The sequence below is a fragment of the Polaribacter sp. BM10 genome (assembly GCF_002005425.1).
GTDB lineage: Bacteria > Bacteroidota > Bacteroidia > Flavobacteriales > Flavobacteriaceae > Polaribacter > Polaribacter marinaquae.
The window spans coordinates 2,419,373-2,445,606 of sequence record NZ_CP019704.1; the positions used below are offsets into that span (position 1 = coordinate 2,419,373).

Annotated in this window: 25 protein-coding genes; 12 read left to right on the forward strand and 13 right to left on the reverse strand. The window is 29.3% G+C overall.

Annotation, left to right across the window (positions count from 1 at the left end):
- Positions 1–3: 3 nt before the first annotated feature.
- Positions 4–2,721, reverse strand: coding sequence for a TonB-dependent receptor (locus BXQ17_RS10625; protein ID WP_077810626.1), 2,718 nt, complete (start codon positions 2,719–2,721; stop codon positions 4–6).
- Between the two features lie 192 nt (positions 2,722–2,913).
- On the opposite strand from BXQ17_RS10625, the gene BXQ17_RS10630 reads away from it, so the two are divergent.
- A complete protein-coding gene (locus BXQ17_RS10630; protein ID WP_077810627.1) occupies positions 2,914–3,852 on the forward strand; it encodes a bifunctional riboflavin kinase/FAD synthetase in 939 nt (312 codons plus the stop codon).
- A gap of 120 nt (positions 3,853–3,972) precedes the next feature.
- Entirely contained in the window at positions 3,973–5,247 is a 1,275-nt protein-coding gene (gene serS, locus BXQ17_RS10635) for a serine--tRNA ligase (RefSeq protein WP_077810628.1), read from the forward strand.
- An 86-nt stretch (positions 5,248–5,333) separates the two neighbouring features.
- On the opposite strand, the gene BXQ17_RS14565 is transcribed toward serS, so the two are convergent.
- Positions 5,334–5,477: a hypothetical protein gene (locus BXQ17_RS14565; RefSeq protein ID WP_172830867.1), complete on the reverse strand. Its 144-nt coding sequence runs from the start codon at positions 5,475–5,477 to the stop codon at positions 5,334–5,336.
- Positions 5,478–5,651: 174 nt separating this feature from the next.
- On the opposite strand from BXQ17_RS14565, the gene BXQ17_RS10640 reads away from it, so the two are divergent.
- From BXQ17_RS10640 to mgtE, 4 genes are all read left to right on the forward strand, one after another.
- Positions 5,652–7,427, forward strand: a complete 1,776-nt coding sequence (locus tag BXQ17_RS10640; protein WP_254712372.1) for a tetratricopeptide repeat protein — start codon at positions 5,652–5,654, stop codon at positions 7,425–7,427.
- 27 nt (positions 7,428–7,454) lie between these two features.
- Positions 7,455–7,784 (forward strand): DUF4286 family protein, encoded by a 330-nt coding sequence (locus tag BXQ17_RS10645; RefSeq protein WP_077810630.1) that lies wholly within the window; start codon positions 7,455–7,457, stop codon positions 7,782–7,784.
- A gap of 211 nt (positions 7,785–7,995) precedes the next feature.
- The gene (gene rsmA, locus BXQ17_RS10650) at positions 7,996–8,799 is read left to right on the forward strand and encodes a 16S rRNA (adenine(1518)-N(6)/adenine(1519)-N(6))-dimethyltransferase RsmA (RefSeq protein WP_077810631.1); all 804 of its coding nucleotides are present in this window, start codon (positions 7,996–7,998) and stop codon (positions 8,797–8,799) included.
- Positions 8,789–10,138 carry a magnesium transporter gene (gene mgtE / locus BXQ17_RS10655; protein ID WP_077810632.1) on the forward strand — a complete coding sequence of 450 codons (1,350 nt, stop codon included), beginning with the start codon at positions 8,789–8,791 and terminating at the stop codon, positions 10,136–10,138. Before rsmA ends, mgtE begins: the two co-directional genes overlap by 11 nt.
- 206 nt (positions 10,139–10,344) lie before the next feature.
- Here the strand turns inward: mgtE and BXQ17_RS10660 are convergent, their stop codons facing one another.
- From BXQ17_RS10660 to BXQ17_RS10670, 3 genes are all read right to left on the reverse strand, one after another.
- Positions 10,345–11,022, reverse strand: a complete 678-nt coding sequence (locus BXQ17_RS10660; RefSeq protein WP_077810633.1) for a response regulator transcription factor — start codon at positions 11,020–11,022, stop codon at positions 10,345–10,347.
- Positions 11,012–12,970 carry a tetratricopeptide repeat-containing sensor histidine kinase gene (locus tag BXQ17_RS10665; RefSeq protein WP_077810634.1) on the reverse strand — a complete coding sequence of 653 codons (1,959 nt, stop codon included), beginning with the start codon at positions 12,968–12,970 and terminating at the stop codon, positions 11,012–11,014. The genes BXQ17_RS10660 and BXQ17_RS10665 overlap by 11 nt, the downstream gene beginning before the upstream one ends.
- A 76-nt stretch (positions 12,971–13,046) precedes the next feature.
- The gene (locus BXQ17_RS10670) at positions 13,047–13,574 is read right to left on the reverse strand and encodes an RNA methyltransferase (RefSeq protein WP_077810635.1); all 528 of its coding nucleotides are present in this window, start codon (positions 13,572–13,574) and stop codon (positions 13,047–13,049) included.
- A gap of 123 nt (positions 13,575–13,697) precedes the next feature.
- Here BXQ17_RS10670 and mutS point away from each other — a divergent pair, with 123 nt between their 5' ends.
- Positions 13,698–16,307: a DNA mismatch repair protein MutS gene (gene mutS, locus BXQ17_RS10675; RefSeq protein WP_077810636.1), complete on the forward strand. Its 2,610-nt coding sequence runs from the start codon at positions 13,698–13,700 to the stop codon at positions 16,305–16,307.
- The gene (locus BXQ17_RS10680) at positions 16,307–16,768 is read left to right on the forward strand and encodes an RNA methyltransferase (RefSeq protein ID WP_077810637.1); all 462 of its coding nucleotides are present in this window, start codon (positions 16,307–16,309) and stop codon (positions 16,766–16,768) included. Before mutS ends, BXQ17_RS10680 begins: the two co-directional genes overlap by 1 nt.
- Before the next feature lie 102 nt (positions 16,769–16,870).
- Here the strand turns inward: BXQ17_RS10680 and BXQ17_RS10685 are convergent, their stop codons facing one another.
- The 3 genes from BXQ17_RS10685 to BXQ17_RS10695 are packed head-to-tail and all read right to left on the reverse strand — an operon-like array spanning position 16,871 to position 20,694.
- The gene (locus BXQ17_RS10685) at positions 16,871–17,284 is read right to left on the reverse strand and encodes a DUF4375 domain-containing protein (RefSeq protein ID WP_077810638.1); all 414 of its coding nucleotides are present in this window, start codon (positions 17,282–17,284) and stop codon (positions 16,871–16,873) included.
- Positions 17,285–17,301: 17 nt separating this feature from the next.
- Positions 17,302–19,263 carry a hypothetical protein gene (locus BXQ17_RS10690; protein WP_077810639.1) on the reverse strand — a complete coding sequence of 654 codons (1,962 nt, stop codon included), beginning with the start codon at positions 19,261–19,263 and terminating at the stop codon, positions 17,302–17,304.
- Positions 19,264–19,266: 3 nt separating this feature from the next.
- Positions 19,267–20,694 carry a tetratricopeptide repeat protein gene (locus BXQ17_RS10695; protein WP_149025899.1) on the reverse strand — a complete coding sequence of 476 codons (1,428 nt, stop codon included), beginning with the start codon at positions 20,692–20,694 and terminating at the stop codon, positions 19,267–19,269.
- A 408-nt stretch (positions 20,695–21,102) separates the two neighbouring features.
- Here BXQ17_RS10695 and BXQ17_RS10700 point away from each other — a divergent pair, with 408 nt between their 5' ends.
- The gene (locus BXQ17_RS10700; RefSeq protein ID WP_077810641.1) at positions 21,103–21,561 is read left to right on the forward strand and encodes an RNA methyltransferase; all 459 of its coding nucleotides are present in this window, start codon (positions 21,103–21,105) and stop codon (positions 21,559–21,561) included.
- Positions 21,562–21,564: 3 nt separating this feature from the next.
- On the opposite strand, the gene BXQ17_RS10705 is transcribed toward BXQ17_RS10700, so the two are convergent.
- Positions 21,565–21,771, reverse strand: a complete 207-nt coding sequence (locus BXQ17_RS10705) for a hypothetical protein (protein WP_077810642.1) — start codon at positions 21,769–21,771, stop codon at positions 21,565–21,567.
- A gap of 115 nt (positions 21,772–21,886) precedes the next feature.
- On the opposite strand from BXQ17_RS10705, the gene BXQ17_RS10710 reads away from it, so the two are divergent.
- Positions 21,887–22,168 (forward strand): twin-arginine translocase TatA/TatE family subunit, encoded by a 282-nt coding sequence (locus BXQ17_RS10710; protein ID WP_077810643.1) that lies wholly within the window; start codon positions 21,887–21,889, stop codon positions 22,166–22,168.
- Between the two features lie 3 nt (positions 22,169–22,171).
- Here the strand turns inward: BXQ17_RS10710 and BXQ17_RS10715 are convergent, their stop codons facing one another.
- From BXQ17_RS10715 to BXQ17_RS10730, 4 genes are all read right to left on the reverse strand, one after another.
- Positions 22,172–22,813: an O-methyltransferase gene (locus BXQ17_RS10715; protein ID WP_077810644.1), complete on the reverse strand. Its 642-nt coding sequence runs from the start codon at positions 22,811–22,813 to the stop codon at positions 22,172–22,174.
- A gap of 84 nt (positions 22,814–22,897) precedes the next feature.
- Complete coding sequence (locus BXQ17_RS10720; RefSeq protein WP_077810645.1) at positions 22,898–23,161, reverse strand: hypothetical protein; 264 nt, start codon at positions 23,159–23,161, stop codon at positions 22,898–22,900.
- Positions 23,162–23,164: 3 nt separating this feature from the next.
- Entirely contained in the window at positions 23,165–23,731 is a 567-nt protein-coding gene (locus BXQ17_RS10725; RefSeq protein ID WP_077810646.1) for a sigma-70 family RNA polymerase sigma factor, read from the reverse strand.
- A gap of 27 nt (positions 23,732–23,758) precedes the next feature.
- Entirely contained in the window at positions 23,759–24,238 is a 480-nt protein-coding gene (locus BXQ17_RS10730) for a nuclear transport factor 2 family protein (protein WP_077810647.1), read from the reverse strand.
- Positions 24,239–24,365: 127 nt separating this feature from the next.
- Here BXQ17_RS10730 and panB point away from each other — a divergent pair, with 127 nt between their 5' ends.
- A complete protein-coding gene (gene panB, locus BXQ17_RS10735) occupies positions 24,366–25,184 on the forward strand; it encodes a 3-methyl-2-oxobutanoate hydroxymethyltransferase (protein WP_077810648.1) in 819 nt (272 codons plus the stop codon).
- Between the two features lie 97 nt (positions 25,185–25,281).
- Positions 25,282–26,220 (forward strand): 2-hydroxyacid dehydrogenase, encoded by a 939-nt coding sequence (locus tag BXQ17_RS10740; RefSeq protein ID WP_077810649.1) that lies wholly within the window; start codon positions 25,282–25,284, stop codon positions 26,218–26,220.
- Positions 26,221–26,234: the final 14 nt, after the last annotated feature.

The following is a 26,234-nucleotide window of genomic DNA, read 5'->3' on the forward strand; positions in this document are numbered from 1 at the left end:
TTATTAGTTATTAATTGTCCAAGAAATGTAGTATTGAGAACCAATGGCTCCAACTCCTGGCGCACTAAAATATTCTTTACCACCTAAGTTAGCACCACCTAACTTAAATACAGATTTAATACTTGGTACAGAATAGTTAATTTGAGCATCTATTAAAGTTCTAGACTCGATAGTAGCATCTAAGAAGGTAGATTCCCATAAGTAATCTCCTTGCCATCTTGCATTAATATTAAAACCAAAGTTTTCAAATAAATTTGGATTTCCAAACTGTAATTTTACTTTGTGCTCTGGTGTATTAAAACCAGCTTCAAAGTCTGGATCTGAAGATTGATCAAAATCGAACTTAGCATAAGTATAATTTACACCTAAATCGAAACCGTTTAAAATTTTTGTATTTAAACCTAAAGAAGCACCATAAGAACTAATATCTGCTGTTGTATTTGTATACACTTGAAAAGCTTTAAAATCTCCGTTTTGAAGTGCTAATAAAGACAAACTGTTATCTCCTACTGTACCGTAAAAAGGAACTAAAACATTTTTACCAGAGATAAAATTATTATAACTGTTGTAGTATGCACTTAAATCTACAGTAATTCTAGATTCACCAGTATTTACTAAACCTCTATATCCTAATTCGAAAGCAGTAACTTCTTCTGGCTTTACTAATGGTGCTGCAGAAGCTGCAGGTGCCCCATTTTGAACTGAACTAGCAGAAAAAGAATTTTCGTATGCTAATCTACCAGAAAGTGTAGTTGTAGAACCACCAACTAATGGTTGTCCTGCAGTACTTACATTTAAAGGAGAACTTGTATATCTATCTAAATTATCTGGTGCAGAACCTACTAAAATTGCAGCACCTGCATCTAAACCAATATATTGATCTTGAGTTGTTGGGTTTCTAAATCCTTTTTGAAAAGAAGCTCTAAAGTTATCATTCTTATTCTCTCCGGCAGCATATGCTAAAGATATTCTTGGAGAAAAGTTTCCGTCGAAGTTTTGTGCTTTATCATAACGAATAGAAGCTGTAAACTTTAAACGATCTTCTTCTAAAAACTTTTTCTGCATTTGAGTGTAAACACCAAATTCATCATAATCTATAGCGCCATCATAATCTGTAAAAATACTACCATTAGAATTTAAAGAATATCTTCTGTAAGAACCACCAACTTGAAATTCTGCCCAATCGATTAGATCTTGAAAATTGTAGTTTAAATCACTATGGTATAATTTAGTTTGATCTTGAAATCTAGCACCTGTAACTAAGTTTGGATCTGCAGTAACTTGGTCGAATGCAGATTGAAACTCGCTAGTACCAGGAATTAAACGTCCAGTATCTGCTGCCGCTCTTGCTGCCGCATGAGAACCTGTTACTAAATAAGTACCTGCATACTGCGTAAACCAATCTTGATCTGATTTCCATTTTCTGTTAATGTTAATTGCAGCAAAACGAGAATCGTAAGAGTTACCTGCGTCTTCTGTTGTCACATAACCTCTAACAAAGAAGTTTTTCCCTTTTAACTCTAATTTTTGTTGCGCTAAATAAAAGTCTCTAATATTATATCTGTTTGCACCTTGATAAATTGTGTTACCTACACCAAACTTAGAGTTAAAAATTAATTCTAATCTATCATCTCCAAAAGGACGGTAATGTAAAGCTGTATTTAATTTAACACTTTTTGCTTCATAATCTTTCATTAAATCTACTTCTTGGTAACCCGTTCTACTAACTCTACCAACAGCACCACCTAAATCAACAGCAACCTCGTCACCATAAATATTTAAACCATCATAATCGTTAATAGATCTATCTCCTACAGCGTATTTACCGTTTGCTGTATTTCTATAATCTGTTGCATACCATTCTGTACCTTTTAGATAAGAAAGAGACGCTTTTGCTGCCAATTTATCAGAAAAAGCATATGCCATTCTAATACTTACATCATGAAAACTATTGTCTCCTGCTGCTTTTTGGCTTGTTAAACCGTATTTATAAGAAAAACTGATTCCTTGATCGTTAAAAGGGCTTCTACTTGTCATGAACATAATACCGTTAAATGCATTTGCACCATATAATGCAGAAGAAGCTCCTGGTAATAATTCAACTGTATTTACGTCTAACTCAGACATTCCTAAAAGGTTACCAATTGCAAAGTTTAATGCTGGCGAAGAATTATCCATACCATCTACTAATTGCATAAAACGTGTATTTGCAAATGTTGCAAAACCTCTAGTGTTTACAGATTTAAATGTTAAACTGTTTGTATTAACATCTACACCTTTTAAGTTTTCTAACCCATCGTAAAAAGATGGTGCAGAAGTGTTTTTAATAGCTCTTGCATCTAGTCTTTCTACAGTAACCGGAGACTCCATAATACGTTCTGGCGTTCTAGAAGCAGATACTACAATTTCATCTAAAGATGTTTCATTTTCTGTTAAAGAAACAGTAACTTTTTGATTGTTTTTTGTTACCTCTATCTTTTCCATTTTGTAACCTAATACAGAAACTTCTATAGTAAACGGCGGATTATCTGAAACTTTTAGCACAAAATTTCCATCAAAATCTGTATTAGTACCTACAGCTTTATTTTCAATTTTAATATTTGCACCTGGAAGTGTCTCTCCTGTTTTTGCATCTTTAACTGTACCAGTTACTGTGGTTTGTGCAACCATAGTAATGCTGCTAAAAGCTATAAATGCAATTAGTAAAATCTTTTTTATCATAATTTGAATTAATTTGTTAACTAATATGCAAAATACAATTTTTTTTGAATTATTTATTATTTGGGTGTCAATTTTATGTAATCAATAAAAAATAGGTATAAAAATAAGGTATCTAACATTCGAAAAAATTATTTTTCTATGAATTTAAACATTCAGAAATTGTACATTTGTTACTATTAAAATTAGATCCGCTTGAAGGTAGTTAATGATATTGCAAATTTCTCTACAAACGAAAAAACTTTTGTAACAATTGGTACTTTTGATGGTGTTCATTTTGGGCATCAGAAAATATTAGAAAAACTAGTATCTGAAGCAAAAAATGCTGGAAAAAAATCTGTTTTACTTACTTTTTTTCCGCATCCAAGAATGGTTTTACAAAAAGATGCAACCATTGAGTTGATAAATACTATTGACGAACGCGCAAAATTATTAGAAAAAACAGGTTTAGACTACTTAATTATTCATCCTTTTAGTAAAAAATTTTCTAGAACTACAGCTTTAGAGTTTGTAAGAGATATTTTAGTGAACACTTTTAATATTTCTAAATTAATTATCGGCTACGATCATCATTTTGGTAAAAATAGAGAAGGTAATATAGAGCAATTAACAGAATATAGCCATTTATATGATTTTACGGTTGAAGAAATTCCAGCTCAAGATATAGATGATGTTTCTGTAAGTTCTACAAAAATTAGACGCGCTTTACATGCTGGTAATTTAAAAACAGCCAACAACTATTTAGGCTATAATTTTTTATTGAATGGTAAAGTTGTAAATGGCAAAAAATTAGGCGGTAAAATTGGTTTTCCTACGGCAAATTTAGACGTTAAAGAGACCTATAAATTAATACCAAAAACAGGTGTTTACGTTGTAAAGTCTATTATAAACTCTAAAACAATTTTTGGTATGATGAATATTGGTAACAGGCCAACTGTTAACGGAAATCATCAAACAATAGAAGTACATTTTTTTGATTTTAACGAAGATTTGTACGACAAAAATTTAACAGTAGCATTGATTTATTTTCTAAGAGATGAACACAAATTCGATTCGATAGAACACTTAATTCTTCAACTAAAAAAAGACGAAGAAACTGCCCGAGATTACATCAAAAATAATTGTAAATTGTAGTAATTATCAATTTATTTATTACAAAATAATTCTCCTTTTTAAGTACACTTATTTATTTACGAATTCGTGGTAAAACTACAGCACAAATTATATATTTGCATTTCATAATTCATAGAAAATATGTTACAAGTACAATTTATTAGAGACAACAAAGAAACTGTTTTAAAGGGTTTAGCAAAACGTAATTTTGCAAACGCAGAAACAATTGTAGAACAAGTTTTATCGGCAGATGAAAACAGAAGAGCAGCGCAAGTTTCTCTTGATAACACTTTGGCCGAATCTAATAAATTATCCAAAGAAATTGGTGGTCTTTTTAAGTCTGGTGAAGTTGATAAAGCAAATGTTTTAAAAGAAAAAACTAGTCAATTAAAAGAACAGTCTAAAGAATTAACAGAAAAATTAGCTGCTTTTTCTGATGAATTACAAGGTTTGTTATATCAAATACCAAACGTACCTCATACTTCTGTAAAAGCAGGGAATTCTGAAGAAGACAATGAAAATATTTTTAGCGAAGGCACAATACCTAATTTAGGTAAAAATGCTTTACCACATTGGGAGTTAGCTAAAAAATATGATATTATAGATTTTGAATTAGGAACCAAAATTGCTGGTGCTGGTTTTCCTGTTTACAAAGGTAAAGGGGCAAGATTACAGCGTGCTTTAATTAACTATTTTTTAGACAAAAATGTTAAAGCGGGTTATAAAGAAGTACAAGTGCCACATTTGGTAAATACAGATTCTGCAACTGCAACTGGGCAATTACCAGATAAAGACGGACAAATGTATCATTCTACAGTTGATGATTTATATTTAATACCAACTGCAGAAGTGCCAATTACCAATATGTTTCGTGGTAATTTATTACAAGAAACAGACTTCCCTATAACTGTAACGGGGTATACGCCGTGTTTTAGAAGAGAAGCTGGTAGTTATGGCGCACATGTGCGTGGTTTAAACAGGTTGCACCAATTTGATAAAGTAGAAATTGTGCGCATAGAACATCCAGAGAATTCTTACAATGCTTTAAACGGAATGGTAGAGCATATTAAAGATATTTTAAGAGAACTAAAATTACCTTACAGAATTTTACGTTTGTGTGGTGGCGATACAGGTTTTACATCTGCATTAACTTTTGATTTTGAATTGTTTTCTACAGCACAAGACCGTTGGTTAGAAATTAGTTCTGCTTCTAATTTCGAAACATTTCAAGCAAATAGATTAAAACTACGTTTTAAAAATAAAGAAGGTAAAAGCGAATTAGCACACACTCTTAACGGTAGTTCTTTAGCTTTACCTAGAGTTTTAGCAGGTATTTTAGAAAATTACCAAACTGCAGACGGAATTAAAATACCAGATGTTTTAGTACCTTATTGTGGTTTTGATATGATAAATTAATTTTAATACAACGTATTTAGTTTCGGTTTGCAGTTCTTAATCATCTTTAGATAAAATTTAACTGTAAACTGATACTGAAAACGAACCTAGTTAGCAATAACAGCTACCATTAGTCTTTTATATTTATTCATTTCTACTAAGGCATTTAAGTAAGCACTTATTTGTCCTTTTTGCATAAACTCTATAGAGTTTCTTTTTGCAGCTTCGTATTGGGTAGAAAAAGTTTTCATAATTTTAAGTTTTAATTAGTTATTATATCCTATAGACAAGTTTTGTGCCAAAATGTTACAAAGAAGATGTAAAATACGTTTGGTTTAATAAAAAATTAACATAAATCTTAAGTATCTTTGATTTTGATGAAGAGAATATTTCTACTTATTTTTCTAGCAATTAACACCTTAGCAGTGTCACAAAACAAAGTGCAAACAAATGCTAAAAATAATTACCTCTTAGCAGAAAATTATTATCGAGAAGGTGCTTATGAAAAAGCTACACAAATTTATAAGAAACTTTATACTTCTAGCCCTTTTAATACAACATATTTAAGTAGATTAATTTCTTGTTACCAAGAAACAGATCAATTTATTTTAGCTGAAAACTTATTAAAAAGCAGAATTAAAGCGAACAAAAGTCAGGCATATTTATATGTTTATTTAGGTTATAATTATCAAAGACAACAACAAACAGAAAAAGCATCAGAAAATTATAAACTAGCGTTAAATTCTTTAGATAAAATGCCTTCTTATGGCGGAATAATAGGACGCTTGTTTAAAGAATATAATCTACTTGATAATGCAATTTTGGCGTATGAAAAAGCCATGGAAGCTAACAAAAACGCAAATTATAATTTTCAAATAGCTCAAATTTATGGTGAAAAAGGCGATTTTAAAAAAATGTTTGAATCGTACATAGATTTGGTTGATAAAAATGAACAATATTTCGACCTTGTACAAAGATATACTAGCAAATACATTACAGATGATGCAGAAAATGAGGCTAACATTTTATTTAGAAAAACACTTTTAAGAAAATCTGCTAGTAACCCAAAAGATGTTTGGAATGTTTTGTTAAGTTGGCTTTTTACACAACAAAAAGACTATAACAAAGCCTTTATACAAGAAAATGCGCTTTACCAAAGAAATACGCAAGATCTAGGGGCAATTTTTACCTTAGGTAAAATTGCTTTCGAAAATAATTCTTATGAAGCTGCTAAACAGTGTTTCGATTTTATAGTAGAAAAATCATCTACCAAAAGCGAAACTATTAATGCACATTTATTTTTGATGAAAATTGCCATTGAAACTAACAATCCAGAAACAGAAAACCTTTTTAAAGATTTATTTTTAGTTTTTGGTAAAAACAGTTCAACTATAAAATTACAAGTTGCTTATGCAGATTATTTAACGTTTACAAAAAACGAACCTCAGCAAGCAAATACAGTTTTAGAAAAAGCTTTAAGTTATGCAAATTCAAAATTTGATAAAGCAAGAATTAAACTAAAACTTGGCGACGTTCTTGTGTTTACTAACAAATTTAATAAAGCACTAATTTATTTTTCTCAGATTCAAACACAACTAAAAAATCACGAATTAGCACAAGAAGCAAGGTTTAAAGTAGCTCAAACAAGTTATTTTAAAGGCGATTTCGAATGGGCAAAAGCACAATTAAAAGTTTTAAAAGGTTCTACAACACAATTAATTGCCAATGATGCCGTAAACCTTTTTTTAAAAATATCAGACAATGAACCTGTAGATTCTATTCCGTCTGGATTAAAGCAATTGGCAAAAGCAGAATTACTTGCTTTTCAAAATAAAGATAAAGCCGCATTATCAGAATTAAACTCTTTAATTACTAGAAAAGATATTTTTATAAATGGATTTATTCCTAGCGAAGTAATCTATGATGATGTACTGTTTTTTAAGGCAAAACTTCTTATCAAACAAAAAAAATATGAAGAAGCAATAACTGCTTTAAATAAAATTATAGCAGCAGATGATCAAGGTTTTTTAACAGATGATGTTTATTTTATGATGGCAGAAACCTATAACAATCATCTTAAAAACTCAGAAAAAGCACAAGAATATTATCAAAAAATAATTTTCGATCACACGTCTAGTATCTATTTAGTAGATGCCAGAAAAAAGTTTAGAAAATTAAGAGGCGATAATGTTTCGCAATAAAAAATCAATCACAATAAAAAATATAAAATGTATATATATAACGTAACAGTAAACATAGATAACTCTGTGCATAACGAGTGGTTAACTTGGATAGAATCTCATGTTGTAAAAGTTTTAGACACAGGTAAATTTACATCAGCAAAACTTACAGAAGTTTTAGTAGAAGAAGAAATGGGTGGTAAAACATATTCTATACAATATACTGCGGCGTCTAGAGAAGATTTAGAATCTTATTATAAAATAGATGCAGACAATTTACGTTTAGAGGCTCTAAAAAAGTTTGCAGATAAAATGTTAGCTTTTAGAACAGAATTAAAGATTGTAAAAGAGTTTTTTCCAACAAGTGTAAGCAATTAGATGAATTTATTTTTTTATAGAAACAGAAGAGACTATTGCTGGTTTTCTAGTGGGTTTAGGTTTTGGTATACTTCTGCTTTCTTTCAATCTTAAAAAAGAATAAAACAAGTATTATTTAAAGCGAAAAGAGCGTTTGTATAATTTTATAACTATATAAAAATTACGCCTTTTAAACTGTACCTTTGCCCTTAGAAAGATAAAAACAAAGATTGTGTCTGTAAAAGCAAAAAAACATTTAGGTCAACATTTTTTAACGGATGAAAGTATCGCAAAAGATATTGCAGATGCTTTAACAGAAAACGGTTATGACGATGTCTTAGAAATAGGACCAGGAATGGGTGTTTTAACCAAATATTTATTAGAAAAGAAAGCAAAAGTTACTGTAATGGAATTAGACAGAGAGTCTGTTGCATATTTACACGACACTTTTCCTTTAGAACATATAAACTTAGACACATCTAAAGAGCATTTTTCTATAATCGAAGGCGATTTTTTAAAGAAAAATATTCAAGAAATATTTCAAAAAAAGCAAGTAGCAATTATTGGAAATTTTCCGTACAATATTTCTACCCAAATTGTTTTTAAAGCAATAGAAAATAAAGAATTTGTACCAGAATTTGCAGGTATGTTTCAAAAGGAAGTTGCTATGAGGGTTGCAGAAAAAGAAGGAAGTAAAATTTACGGAATACTATCTGTTTTAACACAAGCTTTTTTTGATGTAGAATACTTATTTACGGTACCGCCAACAGTATTTAATCCGCCACCAAAAGTAGATTCTGGCGTTATAAGATTAATCAGAAAAAAAGATTATTCTTTACCTGTAGACGAAAAAATATTTTTTAGAGTTGTAAAAACAGCTTTTAATCAACGTAGAAAAATGTTGCGCTCTAGTTTAAAGTCTTTTCAACTTTCGGATTCTTTAAAAGAAGACCCTATATTTGCGAAACGACCAGAACAATTATCTGTTAAAGACTTTATTTCTCTAACACAAAAATTAATAGAAAATGGCATTTGAAATTACTGATGAATTTCTAGAGAATTTAATTGGCTTAATCTATAAAAATGATGATGCTGCAATTAAAGTACTTTTTGAAGAGGTGCATTTTGCAGATATTGCAGAGGTTTTAGATGAAGTAAATTTTGATGAAGCTATATATATTATAAAACTTTTAGATAGCGAAAAAACATCAGAAATTCTTACTGAGTTAGATGAAGATACCAGAGAAAAGATTCTAGAAAACTTATCTGCTAAAGAAATTGCAGATGAAGTTGGAGAAATGGATTCTGATGACGCCGCAGATATTATTGGTGAACTATCAGAAGAACGCCAAGAACGCGTAATAGATGCTTTAGAAGATGATGAATTAGCTGCAGATATTAAAGAACTTTTATCTTACGAAGACAATACTGCAGGTGCTTTAATGGCTAAAGAATTGGTAAAGGTTTATGAAACCTGGACGGTTGCTGGTTGTATGCGTAGAATTAGAGGACAAGCAAAAGAAGTAACCAGAGTACACTCTATTTACGTTGTAGATAAACAAGATAAACTGGTTGGTAGATTATCTTTAAAAGACTTAATAATTGCCAAAGCAGAACAAAAAATTGCCGAAATTTCTAAAACAAAAGTAGACGCTGTAAACGTTAACGAAAATGATGAGGAAGTTGCAAAAATTATGGCAAAATACGATTTAGAAGCCATACCTGTTGTAGACGACAATAATGTATTATTAGGTAGAATTACAATTGATGATATTGTAGATGTTTTAAAAGAAGAAGCAGATAAAGATTATCAAATGGCTGCTGGTTTAACGCAAGATGTAGATTCTGATGACAGTATTTTCGAACTAACCAAAGCTCGTTTACCTTGGTTGTTTTTGGGTTTAGTTGGTGGAGTTGGCGCATTTATTATTATGGAAGGTTTTCATGATATATTTTCTAAATACGGTACACTTTTCTTTTTTACACCATTAATTGCTGCCATGGCTGGTAATGTTGGTGTACAATCATCAGCAATTATTGTACAAGGTTTAGCTAACGATGATGTAAAAGGAAGTATTTATAGCAGATTACTTAAAGAAATGCTTTTAGCTGCTCTAAACGGTGTTATTTTGGCCTTATTTCTATTTATATTTGTTTGGATTTATAAAGGAGAAGTGAATCTTTCTCTTGCAATTTCTGTATCTCTAGTCGTTGTAATTATTATTGCTGGACTTATAGGAACATTTGTGCCATTATTTCTACATAAAAGAGGTATAGATCCGGCAATTGCAACAGGTCCGTTTATTACTACGAGTAACGATATATTTGGAATCTTAATTTATTTTATGATTGCAAAAATGATTTTAGGTATTTAAAAAGCCTTCCTGAATTAACAGAAAGGCTTTCTCCTTTTTCTTCATAATTGTTTAAAAATAAGCCCCTAATCTTATTCTTCGCAATTAATCCCATTCTTTATAGATGATTGAGTTATAATTATCTACAAGACAAATATAATATTAGTAAAAAAACTAACATTGTGGAAATCCGTAATTTGAAATGTTATTTTCCGCAAAAGCAATATTTAGTCGATAACACCTAACTCTTTTGCTTTTAAAATTAAGTCTGTATTGTTATTTGCGTTTAAATCTGTTCTAAGATTTGCCAATTTTGTTTCTATAGATCTCAATTTTACTATAGAACCATCGTTCTTTTTAATAACACCTTCTAAATTGCTTATTTTAGGCTGATTTGGCAACTCTTTTAAGACTTGTATAGCAATATCATCCATTTGTATTTGAACGATGTTTCTACGCATTATTTTCTGATGAATTTCATGCGTATAATAGTAATCGTTGGCTAACATTTTAGTTAACGCAAAACTAATTTCTGATGCATCACATTTACTTTTTAATAAATATGCATTGGGGTTTAAATTATTAATAACATTATACACTCTATTTGTTTCTGTATGCCCAGTTATTACAGCAATTTTTAAATCAAAATCGTTATTTCTTATGGCTTTAATCAATTCTTCTCCGCCATCTAAATTAGTGTCTTCGGTTGTGTTATCGAAACTCAAATCGGTAAATAAAAGCTGAAAAGGTTGGGTATCTTGATTTTGTTTTATCAGCAAAAAAGCTTCATCACAACTATTTGTTGTTACCACTTCAAAATCTCCTATTTCTTTTAACGAACATAAAATTCCTTGAATAACTAATTGATGATCATCAACAACTAAAATTTTTATTTTATTTTCCATTTTTTGAAATATCAATTTTAATAGTTGTTCCTTTTTCTAGCGCGCTATCAATATTAAAAACACCGTTTAAATCTTCTACTCTTTCTCTAATATTTTTTAAACCTATTCCGGTTTTCTTAACTTCAGTATCAAAACCTACTCCATTATCAGAAATTTCTAAAGTTATTGTTTTTTTATTTTCAGAAAACCTAACAATTAATTTTGTTGCTTCTGCGTATTTCTTGGCATTCTGTATACTTTCTCTAACAGCTAAAAACAAAGTTCTTTTGATAGAATTGTTAATTTCTGTCCAAGAAATATCATTAATATTTTCAACTTTAATTTTAAAATCAGGTTCAAAATAATCTGAAATTAAGTTAATTATTTGGTCTTTAAATGATACTTTATTAAAGCTCTCGCTACTTAACTGGTGCGATAAATTTCGAACGTTCTCTTTAATAATATATAAGCTTTTTGCTTCTTCTAATTGGTTAGACTTTTCTAGTTTTAAATGCAACATTCTAATATCGCCAGCAACCTCATCATGCAGAGATTTAGCAATTTGTTGCCTTTCTTTTTCTCTAGCTTCTACTTGAGCTAATTTAGCTTCAAAAAGTATTTTTTTTCTTCTACTGCCAACAATATTTGCACCAAAACCAATAAAAAGAATACCAGCGCCTGCAATTAAAAAACCAATCGTTTTTTGTTGTTTTTCACTTTTTATGAGTAATTCTTTACGTTGATTTTCTAATTTTAAACTTGTGTTTTCTTTTTCTTTTTTTTCTGTTTCGTAAATAACCTTGGCAAATTGATTTTTTCGAGTTCTTTCTCTAGTAAATAAACTGTCTTTTAACTGAACATATTCTTTAAAATGCTTTTTGGCTGTTTCACCAAAAGTTAACTCAGTTAAAAATTGTAAACAATCTAAAACTTGCTCGTTATTTCTTGTTTTTTTACCTAACTCTAAACCAATATAAGCATGTTTTTTTGCCAAATTATATTGTTTATTTTTCATGTAAGCTTCTGCTAATAAACTATGAGAAACGCTTTCACCATAAACATATTTAGATTTTTTTCTACCATCTAAAACTGTTTTGTAACCAGAAATTGCTTTATCTATTTTACCTTGTCTAAAATACACAGAAGATAGGCTTCCTAATAAATTTTGGTATTGTCTTGGGTATTTTATAGCTATACTATCAAAACGTAAACCTTCTTTAAATAGCGTAATTGCTTTATCAAAATTACCTTCATCTACATAAGTTGCACCAATATTATTGTATAAGTTTAGGTAATTTACTTCTCGTCTAGAGGTTACCGTATTAAACTTAGCCATTTCTCTTGCCTTTATATAATAGGCTCTAGATTCTTTTGGTCTGTTTAAATGCCCTAAAGCGTTTCCTAGGGTTTGATACAACGAAATTAATGTTCTATACTTTTTACCTTTTGCTGGTTCAACATATTTTAAACCTTCTACAGCGGTTGTTTCGCAACCTAAATAATCGAATTCTTTAACTTGAAGAATCGCCATAGAAAGCAATCTACGTCCGGTTTCTACAGAATCTTTTAAGCCAATAAAAATCTTTTTAGATTCTTGATAATAGTAAAAACTACTATCTAAATTATTTTTTATTTTATGGTTTAACGCTGCAAAATGGTATGCCTTAGCTAAAGAAAAAGAATCTTTACTGCGTTTAAAATGATTTTGTAATTTATTCTTAGAAAAAGTTAAACCTAAGGTATCTTTAGCAAAATAACTTTCTTTGGCATATTCTATGCTAGTTTGTTGTATTAAAGAATCTATTTTTAAATCTTCTAATAGCGTAATTGCTTTTTTAAGATATCTAACTTTATTAGATCCTTTAGCATTGTCTAAATAAAAATTTAGTGAGTCTTTTGGTGTTTGTGTAAATGCATTAAAAACTGCAAATACGGTAAATAAAAGTATTAGAGAATTCTCTTTTTTCATAGTTCAAAAAGAAGTGTTTACTTCTTAAATTTATAGCACCATAAAATTAGTCCTTTCATTTATAATAAAAAAGTTTCTATTGTAATTTCTGAAACAAATCCCAAATAACAACACCTGTAGTCACCGAAATATTTAGCGAATGTTTGGTGCCTAATTGCGGAATTTCGATACACATATCGGAAGCATTTACAACTTCTTGTTGTACACCTTTTACCTCGTTACCCATTACAATTGCGTACTTTTCTGTTTTCTTCGGATGAAAAGTATCTAGTTTTGTTGAGTTTTCTGCTTGTTCTATTGCTAAAACTTTTACATTATCTGCTTTTAATTTTTCAACTAAAGTTAACGTATCTTCTACATATTCCCAAGCAACAGATTCTGTTGCACCTAAAGCCGTTTTATGAATTTCTTTATTTGGTGGCGTAGCACAAATACCACACAAATATATTTTTTCAACTAAAAAAGCATCGCTAGTTCTAAACACAGAACCAATATTATTTAAGCTTCTAATATTGTCTAAAATTACAATAATTGGCGTTTTTTTTACTGTTTTAAACTCATCAACAGTTATTCTACCTAATTCGTTATTTTTTAATTTCCTCATGTTTTAAACTTTTAGCTTTTAGCTTTCTACTTTTAGCTAGTTTGGTATGAAAACTAATGGCTAAGAGCTATAGGCTAAAGACTTTTTTCTATCTTCGCAAAACTAACAGAAAATTTCTAAAACTTGGCAAAATCAAAAGCTAAAAAGGTTACCCCTTTAATGAAACAATACAATGCAATCAAGAATAAATATCCTGATGCGATGTTGCTTTTTAGAGTTGGCGATTTTTACGAAACTTTTGGTGAAGATGCTAAAAAGGCTGCAGAAGTTTTAGGTATTACGTTAACTAAACGTGGCGCTGGTTCAGATTCTGAAACTGCTTTGGCTGGTTTTCCGCATCATTCTTTAAATACCTATTTACCAAAATTGGTAAAAGCGGGTATGCGTGTTGCTATTTGCGATCAGTTAGAAGATCCTAAAATGACCAAAACCATTGTAAAACGTGGTGTTACAGAATTGGTAACTCCTGGAGTTTCTTTAAACGACGAAGTTTTACAAACCAAAACAAACAACTTTTTAGCTGCGGTTCATTTTGATAAAAAACAACTCGGAATTTCATTTTTAGATGTTTCTACTGGTGAATATTTAGTGGCCCAAGGAACTGCAGAATACATCGATAAATTATTACAGAATTTTAATCCGAGTGAAGTTTTAGTTCAAAAACAAAACAAGCAACAATTTTTAGAACTTTTTGAAAATAGATATTATACTTTTTATTTAGATGATTGGGTTTTTCAAAAGGAATATGCTAACGAAACTTTACAAAATCATTTTGAGGTAAAAAGCTTAAAAGGTTTTGGTGTACAAGATGTTAAAAACGGAATTATTGCTGCGGGTGCAGTGTTGTATTATTTATCGGAAACACAACATAATCAGTTAAAACATATTCAACATATTGGTAGAATTGCAGAAGATAATTATGTTTGGATGGACCGATTTACTGTTCGAAATTTAGAATTGTATAATCCGAATTCTATAAATGCAGTAACACTTTTAGACGTTATAGACAAAACCATTTCGCCAATGGGCGGACGTTTGTTAAAACGTTGGTTGGCGCTTCCTTTAAAAAATATCGACGAGATTAAAAATCGTCATGAATTGGTAAAGTTTTTTATAGATTCTGATGATTTTTCTCAGACGGTAACGTATCAATTAAAACAAGTTTCTGATATAGAACGTTTAATTTCTAAAGTAGCAACTGGCAAAGCATCGCCAAGAGAAATTGTACTTTTAAAAGATTCTTTAAAAGCAATTTTACCGATAAAAGCATCCGCAGAAAGCAGCAAAAACAACGCTGTAAAATCTTTAGGAAATCAGTTACATACTTGCCAAGATTTAATTGATAAAATTTCTGAAACTTTGTTTGATGAAGCTCCTGTAAACATCAATAAAGGAAATGCAATTGCCAACGGTGTGCATCAAGAATTAGATGATTTACGTGCAATTTCTAACTCTGGTAAAGAGTATTTAGACAATATGTTGGCTCGTGAAACCGAGCGTACCGGAATTACTAGTTTAAAAATTGCGTTTAACAACGTGTTTGGGTATTATATTGAAGTTAGAAATACGCACAAAGATAAAGTGCCAAAAGAATGGATTCGAAAACAAACCTTAGTTTCGGCAGAAAGATATATTACTGAAGAACTAAAAGAATACGAAACTAAAATTTTAGGTGCCGAAGAAAAAATAGCAAAATTAGAACAAGATATTTTTACTAAATTACTGCAAGACATCATTCAATATGTACAAATTGTGCAAGAAAATGCACAAATTATTGCAAAAATAGATTGTTTATTGTCTTTCTCTGTTTTAGCAATTGATAATAATTATGTGCGCCCAATTATGGATGAAAGCACCGATTTAGAGATAAAAAATGGGCGTCATCCGGTTATAGAGAAACAATTGCCAATAGATCAAACCTATATTGCAAACGATGTTGTTTTAAACAGAAATCAGCAACAAATTATTATGATTACCGGACCAAACATGTCTGGTAAATCGGCAATTTTACGTCAGACTGCTTTGATTGTTTTATTGGCACAAATGGGAAGTTATGTTCCGGCTCAAAACGCAAAAATCGGAATCGTAGATAAAATTTTTACTAGAGTTGGTGCCAGTGATAATATTTCTATGGGCGAATCTACGTTTATGGTAGAAATGAACGAAACTGCATCAATCTTAAATAACGTTTCTGAGCGTAGTTTAATTTTGTTAGATGAAATTGGTAGAGGAACTTCTACTTATGATGGAATTTCGATTGCTTGGGCCATTTCTGAGTTCTTACACGAACACCCAACCAAAGCAAAAACACTATTTGCTACGCATTACCACGAATTGAATGAAATGACCACAACCTTCGAGCGTATTAAAAACTTTAATGTGTCTGTAAAAGAGTTGGAAGACAACATTATTTTCTTACGTAAATTGGTTTCTGGTGGATCTAATCATAGTTTTGGAATTCATGTTGCTAAACTTGCTGGAATGCCAAATATGGTGATTCATAGAGCAAATAAAATTTTAGAAAAATTAGAGAAAAACAACAAGAATTCTGAAGTAAAAGACGTTTTAAAACAAACCCAAGAAGAAGAAATGCAATTGAGTTTCTTTCAACTAGATGATCCTTTATTAGAAAATATTAAAGAAGAAATTTTAGCAACAAATATAGATGCTCTAACACCTATTGAAGCCTTAATGAAGTTGAATGAAATTAAACGAATGTTGGTTAAGAAATAATGGTAAACAATCTAGAACAAGGTTTTTTCGGTATCGGAATTCAGAATGGAAAAACACCTGAAAACTTAGGCGTTTTATGGCATTCGGCACAGAATATGGGCGCAAGTTTTATTTTTACGATTGGCAATAGATATGCCAAACAAGCTTGTGATACACATAAAGCTGTTGGTGCAATGCCTTATTTTCATTACGATACTTTTGATGATTTCTTTAACAATTTACCAAAAGGTGCAATGTTAGTTGGTGTCGAATTAGATGAAAAAGCAGTACAATTAGAAACGTTTATTCACCCAAGACGTTGTGTGTATTTATTAGGTGCAGAAGATCATAGAATGTCTAAACTGGCTATTGAAAAATCGCATCATTTAGTAAGGTTTAAATCGGAGTTAAGTTTAAACGTATCTGTTGCCGGAAGTATTATTATGTATGACAGACAAGCAAAGTTAAATTTTGAGGTTTAAAAAACACACTTACTTTCTGTTACAGATAATAAAATAGCAGTTAAGTACAAGTTTTATTGTTTGTATTTAACTGCTATTTTATATATATAGTTGTGATTTGTATTATTTATTTAAAATATTTTCGTTTATATGTGATAATAATTTTTTTTCCAAAACACCTACTTTTTTCCAAAAGTTTTTTTCATTTTTTTCAAGTATATTTTTACTATTAATCGACCAATTATACATTTCCTCATTTCTTTCATCAATATTTTTTGGAGGTTTATTTTTAAAAAATAAAATATTTGTTTTTTTAAAAAGATTACTTATTTCGATTAAACCAAGATAATCTAAATCTTCTATTAAGTCAGAGTTTCTTTCAGCACCGTAATTCATATAATGATCTACTAAGCCTTCATTAGCAATAGGTTCAAGATTAAACCAAATCCTTTCATCTTTGCTTAAAGATTGATATTTTAAAGAACCTTTACGAACGATTTCTTCCCATTCATTTTGTAAATATTTTCTTTTTAACATATTTGAATAATTTTAAATTAAAAATTTATTGAGACACCATATTTTTTCATTAAGCCTTCTGCAAAATTAAATATTGTTTCTTGGGATGGGTTTGAATTAGAGGAGAAGAAGCTAGACCACTCTTCATTATATTTCCAAGCATTATTTAAATGATCAGTTTTTTCCCACCAAGCACCAAAGATAGGGTTGTCAATATTAATTTTTGCTTTTTCAAATGAACTTCTAAATTTTTGAGGCAAAACATGATGGGCTTGAGAATTAGGAGGTAAAGCTCCGGTGACTTTTGATAAATTATGTCTGAAATTACTAGATTTGAACGCTCTCAATCCTTTAATTCCTTTTACAACAATAGTTTTACCACCTACTTTAGTCGCGAAAACAGTAGCATCAGCTACATTTCCAACAATTTTTAGAGCTTTACTACCAGGAACAATTGCTAATATTAAAAACCCAGCTGCTTTTAAACGAGATACCTCTTGTCCGTCAAAGTCTTTTCCATCAATAATAATTTTAATATCTTCTATTGGTAACACATAGCGCCCTATACTTTTACCTAATTCTAATCCTGCTAATTTAAATAAGTTTTCTAGATCACCAACTAAATCATCAGGATTAAAAAGCATTTCTGCCCATTCATTAGAGCCTGATAATTTAATATAGTAATATTTATCATTAGGGTTAAAATCATTATATCTATCCCTTAAATCACCTGTTTTAGTTAAAGCTTGCTCTGTTGAGCTTGCAACTATAATTGAACCGTCTTCTAGTTTATAATAACCTCTTGAACCATCAAAATGAAAATGAGTATATTTTGAATTAGCAATAGTTCCTACGCTAGCACTCCAAGGAATATCTATAGTAAGTTCATTTAATTCATTTTGAGCGTTTTTTAAAATTAAATCATCTACGTCGACACTATTTACTAAATTATCTATATAATCTCTTCTTTGGGCATATATTTTGTTTCTTTGATAAATTGCTTCTTGTCTACCTTCTCTAGCATACCATATGTTATAGACATGATCAGCATAAGATTGATCAAAAATAGAATAACCACCACCTCTATTAATTTTAGCGTAATTCTCAATAACAGGTTCCGTTGCCATATCAGAATTTCTAAATTTAGCTAGTTCTGGTGGTACTATGCAAACATAACAGTTAACTAAGTCTTTATATCTTTCGTAATTCAATAAAAATTGCATTAAACCTAACTTATCCCAATCACTAAAATTATTATAGTAATTATCTTTAAGTCTTAACATTTCATTATCAAATCCACTTCCTAAATAATTTAATTTATCTACAATATATTTATAGTTATGAGTATTCTTAGAATTCTCTATAAAGAAGTTTTCAATATTATTTCTAAATTGAGAAATAGAGCTTAGAGACGTAATCTCTTTAAGAGGAACTCCATTAACTTTAATCAATGGAAATTGTGAATTATTAATGTTACCTGACCTTATTTCTGCTTCTCTTATTTTTAATGATTTTAATTGTCTTATATAGTTACGGTTTTTTTCATACCCCGAATTACGTAAATTAATGTATTTGGCCTTAACCCCAGACTTGTTTTTATTTACATTTCTAGTTTCTATTTGAGAGAAAAAAGTATTCTTCGCCTCATCAAAATCATCAAAAGTAGTATTTAATTTTTTTTCTATTTCCTCTTTTATCAAGTTAAATTGTTTCTCTCTCCAATTGTAATATCTTCTTGATTTAGCAATTTCCATATTTACTAAATTATCAATAGCTGTATTATAACCATTTCCCCAGATAAATGAAAAATCACCAAACCCACTTTCTCCTCCATTTGATGAATTATAACCAGTACCAGCTTGTATATCATCAAAGTCATCAAGCATTAGATACTCATTACCATTAAAATCTTCCGTAAACCCTATTTGACTATTAACAACATGGCTTGATAATAATAAAAATATAATTGTAATTTTTTTTATATAATTAAATGCACTCATAGCTTATTTTTTTACAATTAATCTAGTTTTCTTTTTATTATTAACATAAACATTTACCAAATAAATACCTTTTTGTAAATTAGAACCATTAAAATAATACCTATGTTTCCCAGCCTTTTGATTTTTACCTCTTTCAATTACATCATTTTTTAAAGCATTTATATCTGTTATTCTTACTTCAACAAAACTAGGTTCGTCTAATGTATATGAGATTATTAGATCAGTTTTAAAAGGATTTGGATATAATTTTATGAAATTTTCTTCTTGCTCGGATAAAGCAGTTAAAATTTCATCAGAAAGCTCTTCCTTAACTTGTGGTTTATTTTTTTCCTTTTTTAAAACAAATTTTATAGGCCCCCCTGATTCTCTCCAAGAGCTTATATAACTTTCAATATTTCCTGTTAAAAAACTAAATTCCCCTAAATTCTTTAATTTAATACTTGAAGATAAAAATTGATAATTAAGTTTATTTGGAATTTTTTCACTGAAAGTATTGTGTGGTAAATCTAAATTGAAATCGTCAAAATAAATTTGACTATCAACTCTATTAACAATTTGTTCAAATTTTTGCCCATTTATTTCTATAATTGATATAGTATTATAATTTATCGAATCATACTTTATATCTAAAGTAAAATCAATTTTCCTCACGATCTTTTTTCCAGACCAGTCAAGTTTTAATAATTTTCCTGACCACTTACCGTTTAAATTTTCTTCTGTAATATCTATTAAATCGTTAAAAATCTCATTCTGAGAATCATGTTTTTCTGGTAATTTACCTGTTGAAGTTATATAATCAGTATTACTTTGGTCTAATGAAATTACTGTTTTATAGTTAGTCCCAAGTAATTCATTTGCCTTTTCAATATTTTGATTTACACCATAACCATAATAATAACAAACCCCTAACCAATATTTAGCCATAGGATAGTTACTTTGTTTAAACCATTTAATAGCTTTATTGTAGTCTTGATTTATATTTCCAAAACCTTTTAAATATAAATACCCTAGACTATAACTTGCCTTATCATTTCCTAATTTAGCACTTTTTTTAAACCATTTTCTAGCCTTATTAAAATTAAGCCTACATCCGATACCATATTTATATAAAATCCCTAGATCTCCTGCTGCTATAGCATTATCTTCTTTTACAAGTTCTTTTAAAATTTTAAAAGATTTTTTATTATTCTCTTCATTATTTTGCGAAGCATATATTCTGCTTAGTAAAATTTTAGCTGTTGTATCTCCATTTTTTATACAAGGTTTTAAATATTCAATACTTTTTAATGTATCTTTTTTAAAAATTTCATCACCCTTTAAATAAAAAATTGCTTCCCTAATATTAAAATCACAATCGATTTTATTTTCTTGAGCCTTTACATTTAGAGAGGCCATAAAGGTTAAAATAATTAAAATTCTAATTCTTTTCATAGTTGTTAAGTTTAAATTAATTTTCAATTTTTTTGGGTAATTTAAATGATAGATAAGAGGTACCTATAATACATAACATTTAATACTTAAAAACAATATTTAAGTATTATCAATAAAATAGTAAGTGAAGTATAATCTCTTTTTCTTTTTATTACAGTTAATACAGTAATTTTTTTAACAAACATAATAGATAAAAACGTACTTGTCAATCCCTGAAAATGGTATAAATTTCTTATCCCTGAATTCAGGGATAATAAAACATAAAATATTGATTTAAAGCTATCTATATTTTAAAAGTAAATAAATTTTTATTTTAGTTTAAATTTAAAAAAACTTAAAAAAAATAAATTTTAACTAAATTAATTTACTTTTATGCCCAATAAATAAAACAAATCCTATTAAAAAATAATGGTAAACAATTTAGAACAAGGTTTTTTCGGTATTGGAATCCAGAATGGAAAAACACCAGAAAACTTAGGTGTTCTTTGGCGTTCTGCACAAAATATGGGCGCAAGTTTTATTTTTACAATTGGCAATAGATATGCAAAACAAGCTTGCGATACACATAAAGCTGTGGGTGCCATGCCTTATTTTCATTATGAAACTTTTGATGATTTTTTTAAAAACCTACCAAAAGGTGCAATGTTAGTTGGTGTCGAATTAGATGAAAAAGCAGTACAATTAGAAACCTTTAAACACCCTAAACGTTGTGTCTATTTATTGGGCGCAGAAGATCATGGAATGTCTAAAATTGCGATAGAGAAATCGCATCATTTGGTAAAATTTAAATCGGAATTGAGTTTAAATGTTTCTGTTGCCGGAAGTATTATTATGTACGATAGACAAGCAAAATTAAACTTCAAATAATCTTTAAGCAGATTTTACCTTATTTTTAGTAGCGTAGTAATTAATTATACATGCAATTGCGCCTAAAAACGGAACAAACAAAATAATTGCACCCCAAATTAAAAAACGTAAATTACTTTCACTTTTTGCAGCAAGTACAAGTGCTGTAATAACCAAAATTAATAAAAGACCAACAATAACTGTTACACCAAAAGAAGTAATAAAAAGCATCTTTTTTTTAGTAAAAATACAGAATTATGTGGTTATTTGATATAGAAAACCAGAAAATTGCGTTAAACAATTATAGTTTATTCTTTTTATAAAAATAACTGATTATCTTTGTACTATGAATACAGTATTCTTATTTATTAGTGGTCCAGAAATTATGGTGATTATGTTAATCGTTGTAATGGTTTTTGGTGCAGATAAAATACCCGAAATTGCTAGAGGTTTGGGTAAAGGTATTAGGCAAGTAAAAGATGCCACCAATGATATTAAAAGAGAAATTAAAGACAGTTCAGAAAAAACTGGTTTAGATACAAATATCGCTAAAGACATTAATAAAGAAATTAATGCTGTTAAAGATGATATAGACGATTTTACAGGCCCTATTAAAAGGCAATTTTAACGTTTATTTTACTCTACTTATTGTTAAACCATCTCGTATTGGCAACAATACAGTTTCTATTCTTTCATCTTCATTTAACAACCTATTATATTCTAAAAGCACTTTAGTATCTTTATCTTTCGGGTCTAATTCTTCGACAACTTTACCACTCCAAAGTACATTATCAGATAAAATTATTCCGCCAGAATTCATTTTATCAATAATTAAATGAAAGTAATTTATGTAGTTAGATTTGTCTGCATCTATAAACACCAAATCGAACTTTTTATCTAAAGTTGGTATAATTTCTATTGCGTTACCAACATGTTGCGTAATTTTATTTCGAAATCCAGATTTTTCGAAATATTTATTTTGAAGTGTTTCTAATTCTTCATTTTTGTCTAAAGTGATTATCTCACCGTCTTTATGTAAACCTTCTGCCAAACACAAAGCAGAATAACCTGTGTAAGTTCCAATTTCTAAGATAGATTTTGGCTGAATCAATTTTGTAATCATCGATAATATTCTACCTTGAAAAGCACCACTTAACATTCTAGGGTTTAAAACTTTTTGCCAAGTTTCTTTAGTAAGTTCTTGTAAAATTTTAGGTTCTATTTGCGAATGTGCAACAACGTAATTGTCTAATTTTTCTGGTAAAAAGTGCATTTTATAACGATTAAGAGAATTCAAAAATACAAAAAAACGGAACTTATAAATTATAAGTTCCGTTTTTTAATATTGTTATTTGTTTTATTGTTTGCTTTCTTCTAAAGCATTTTTTAAAGCGTCTTTTTCTTCGGATGATAAGCAATGTTTTATACTCTTACAATTTTTAGAATAGCCTTTGTAAAGTTTACTTAAAGCCATGTTTTGTTTGGTATATTTTGCACAAATTCTACATTTAATAAAGTGAATATTTAACTTTATTAGCTCTTTAATAGAAGCTTCGCCATATTGGTTTTTATCACAAATAGCTGTGGCTTCGTCGCAGGTAATTTTTAAACTCTTAAACATTTCTTAATTATTAAACCAGTTATCTTCCATACATTTTCTAAGCTGAGTTCTAGCTCTGTGTATAATAACCCATAAGTTTGACGCTGTAATATCTAACTCCTTACAAATTTCTTCCGTTTCAAATTCTTGCACAGTTTTCATTCTAAAAACCATTGCATATTTTTCTGGCAAATTATCTATACAAGCTTCTAACTGGTCTTTTAATTCTTCATTTTCTATAGAAGTTTCAGAAGTATTATCCCATTTTTGTGGTACTCTTTCTTCTAACCAATCTCCTTCATTTTCGCCATCATTATAAAAATTCATTCGAACTTCTGCCTGTCCTTTTTTAGAATTTATTTTTCTATAATGATCTATAATTTTTCTTTTTAAAATAGAAACCAACCAAGTTCTTTCAGAAGCTTTTCCTTTAAAATTCTTTGCAGATTTTAATCCTGCAAAAAAAGTTTCTTGCACAAGATCTTTGGCCAAATCACTGTTGTTAACACGAGAAATAGCGTAATTATACAAATAATCGGCATAATTATCTATCCATTTATTTGTATTTATTGTGTGTGTTTTTTCTGCCATTGATAATTTAAAGCCTCAAAGATAACGTTAATTTTTTTCTTTTAAATAGTTACAATCTTCTCTTCGTCTCATATCAACTAAATAGATAATTTTCCAGGTTCCGTTATCATTAAATAACTGAAAAGAGTTTGCACCACAATGACTAAACTTCTCATTAAAATAAAACTCATAAGGTGTCCAAACAGAAGCTAAATTTCCATCAATCTTAATTGTGTAAGACAGTAATTTTTCTAAATAAACATGCTCCGGATTTTTAGTAGCAATACTTGTTAATAATTGATTTCTAGTTTCTGTTTTTAGAATATGTAAACCTTTTTTATTTGTGCTTGTGGTTTGTATTTTAATATTTTTATGAAAAGTCTTTTTCATAATTGTACTATCACCTTTGTGTAATCCTTCAAAAAAAGTATGAATAACATTTTTAATTGCTATTTCTTCTGATTTATTTTGGGCAAATAACACATTAGATCCTAAAACTAAAATAATAAAAACGAACTTTTGTAACATACTGTTTTGATTTTTAAAAACATAAAACTACTAATTTTAAAATAATAATTTTTTATCAGTAGAATTTTAAATACCAAAATATCTATTGATATTCCTTACTTTTACAACCTAATAAAATGATAAAAATATGTCTGTAGCTAAGAAGCAATATAAACGTGTTACCGTAAAATCTTTAGTAGAAATGAAAGCAAATGGAGAAAAAATATCCATGTTAACTGCTTACGATTTTACAATGGCAAAAATTTTAGATGGTTCTGGAATCGATGTTTTACTTGTAGGTGATTCTGCATCTAACGTTATGGCGGGTCATGAAACAACATTGCCAATTACTTTAGATCAAATGATTTATCATGCAAGTTCTGTAGTTAGAGCAATAGAACGTTGTTTGGTTGTGGTAGATTTACCTTTTGGTAGTTATCAATCTGACCCAAAAGAAGCACTGCGTTCTGCTATTAGAATTATGAAAGAATCTGGCGGACATTCTATAAAATTAGAAGGTGGTAAAGAGGTTAAAGAATCTATAAAAAGAATATTAAATGCTGGTATTCCGGTAATGGGGCACTTAGGTTTAACACCACAATCTATCTATAAATTTGGTACGTATACCGTAAGAGCAAAAGAAGAAGAAGAAGCAGAAAAGTTAATGGAAGATGCATTAATGTTAGAGAGAATTGGTTGTTTTGCATTGGTTCTAGAAAAAGTACCGGCTTCGTTAGCTAAAAAAGTAGCAGATGTATTAACAATTCCGGTAATTGGTATTGGTGCTGGTAACGGCGTAGACGGACAAGTTTTGGTTACGCACGATATGATTGGAATGACACATGAATTTAATCCTCGTTTTTTACGTAGATATTTAGATTTATACAAAGACATGACAGGCGCTTTCGAGAATTATATTTCTGATGTTAAAAGCGGAGATTTCCCAAGCGAAAAAGAACAATACTAATAAAAATTAAAACTTATAATTTTATATTAAGGCAGAAATCTAGAGACATTTTTTAGATTTCTGCCTTTATTTTTTTCCAATAAATTAAAGTAAAAACATGAAAATTTTACATTTAGATTCCAACCACTCACTTTTAATAAATCAATTAAATGCTTTAGGTTTTACTAATGATGAAGATTATACTTCTTCGAAAAAAACTGTCGAAGAAAAAATTCATTTGTATGATGGTTTTATCATTAGAAGTCGTTTTTCTATTGATAAAGCATTCTTAAATAAAGCCAAAAATTTAAAATTTATTGGTAGAGTTGGCGCTGGTTTAGAAAATATAGATTGCGAGTATGCCGAAAGCAAAGGAGTAACTCTAATTGCTGCACCAGAAGGCAATAGAAACGCTGTAGGCGAACATTCTTTAGCAATGCTACTTTCTTTGTTTAACAAGCTAAATAAAGCCGATAAAGAGGTTAGAAATGGCAAATGGCTTCGAGAAGATAATAGAGGTATAGAATTAGACGGTAGAACAGTTGGTTTAATTGGTTATGGTAACATGGGAAAATCTTTTGCTAAAAAATTACGCGGTTTTGATGTAGAAGTACTTTGTTATGATTTAAAACCAAATGTTGGCGACAAAAACTGCAAGCAAGTTTCTTTAAAAGAATTGCAAGAAAAAGCAGATGTTTTAAGTTTACATACACCACAAACACCTTTAACTAAAAATATGATTAATGCAGCGTTTATCAATAATTTTAAAAAGAATTTTTGGCTGATAAATACCGCACGTGGAACATCTGTAGTTACTAAAGATTTGGTTGATGCTCTAAAATCTGGTAAAATTTTAGGCGTAGGTTTGGATGTTTTAGAATACGAAAAATCATCATTCGAAAACCTTTTTTCAGATAATAAAATGCCAGAAGCTTTCGAATATTTAATAAATTCTGATAAGGTTATCTTATCACCTCATGTTGCCGGATGGACAATTGAAAGCAAAGAAAGATTAGCTCAAACTATTGTAAATAAAATTAAATCTAAATTTTGTTAACTTGTTAGCACTAA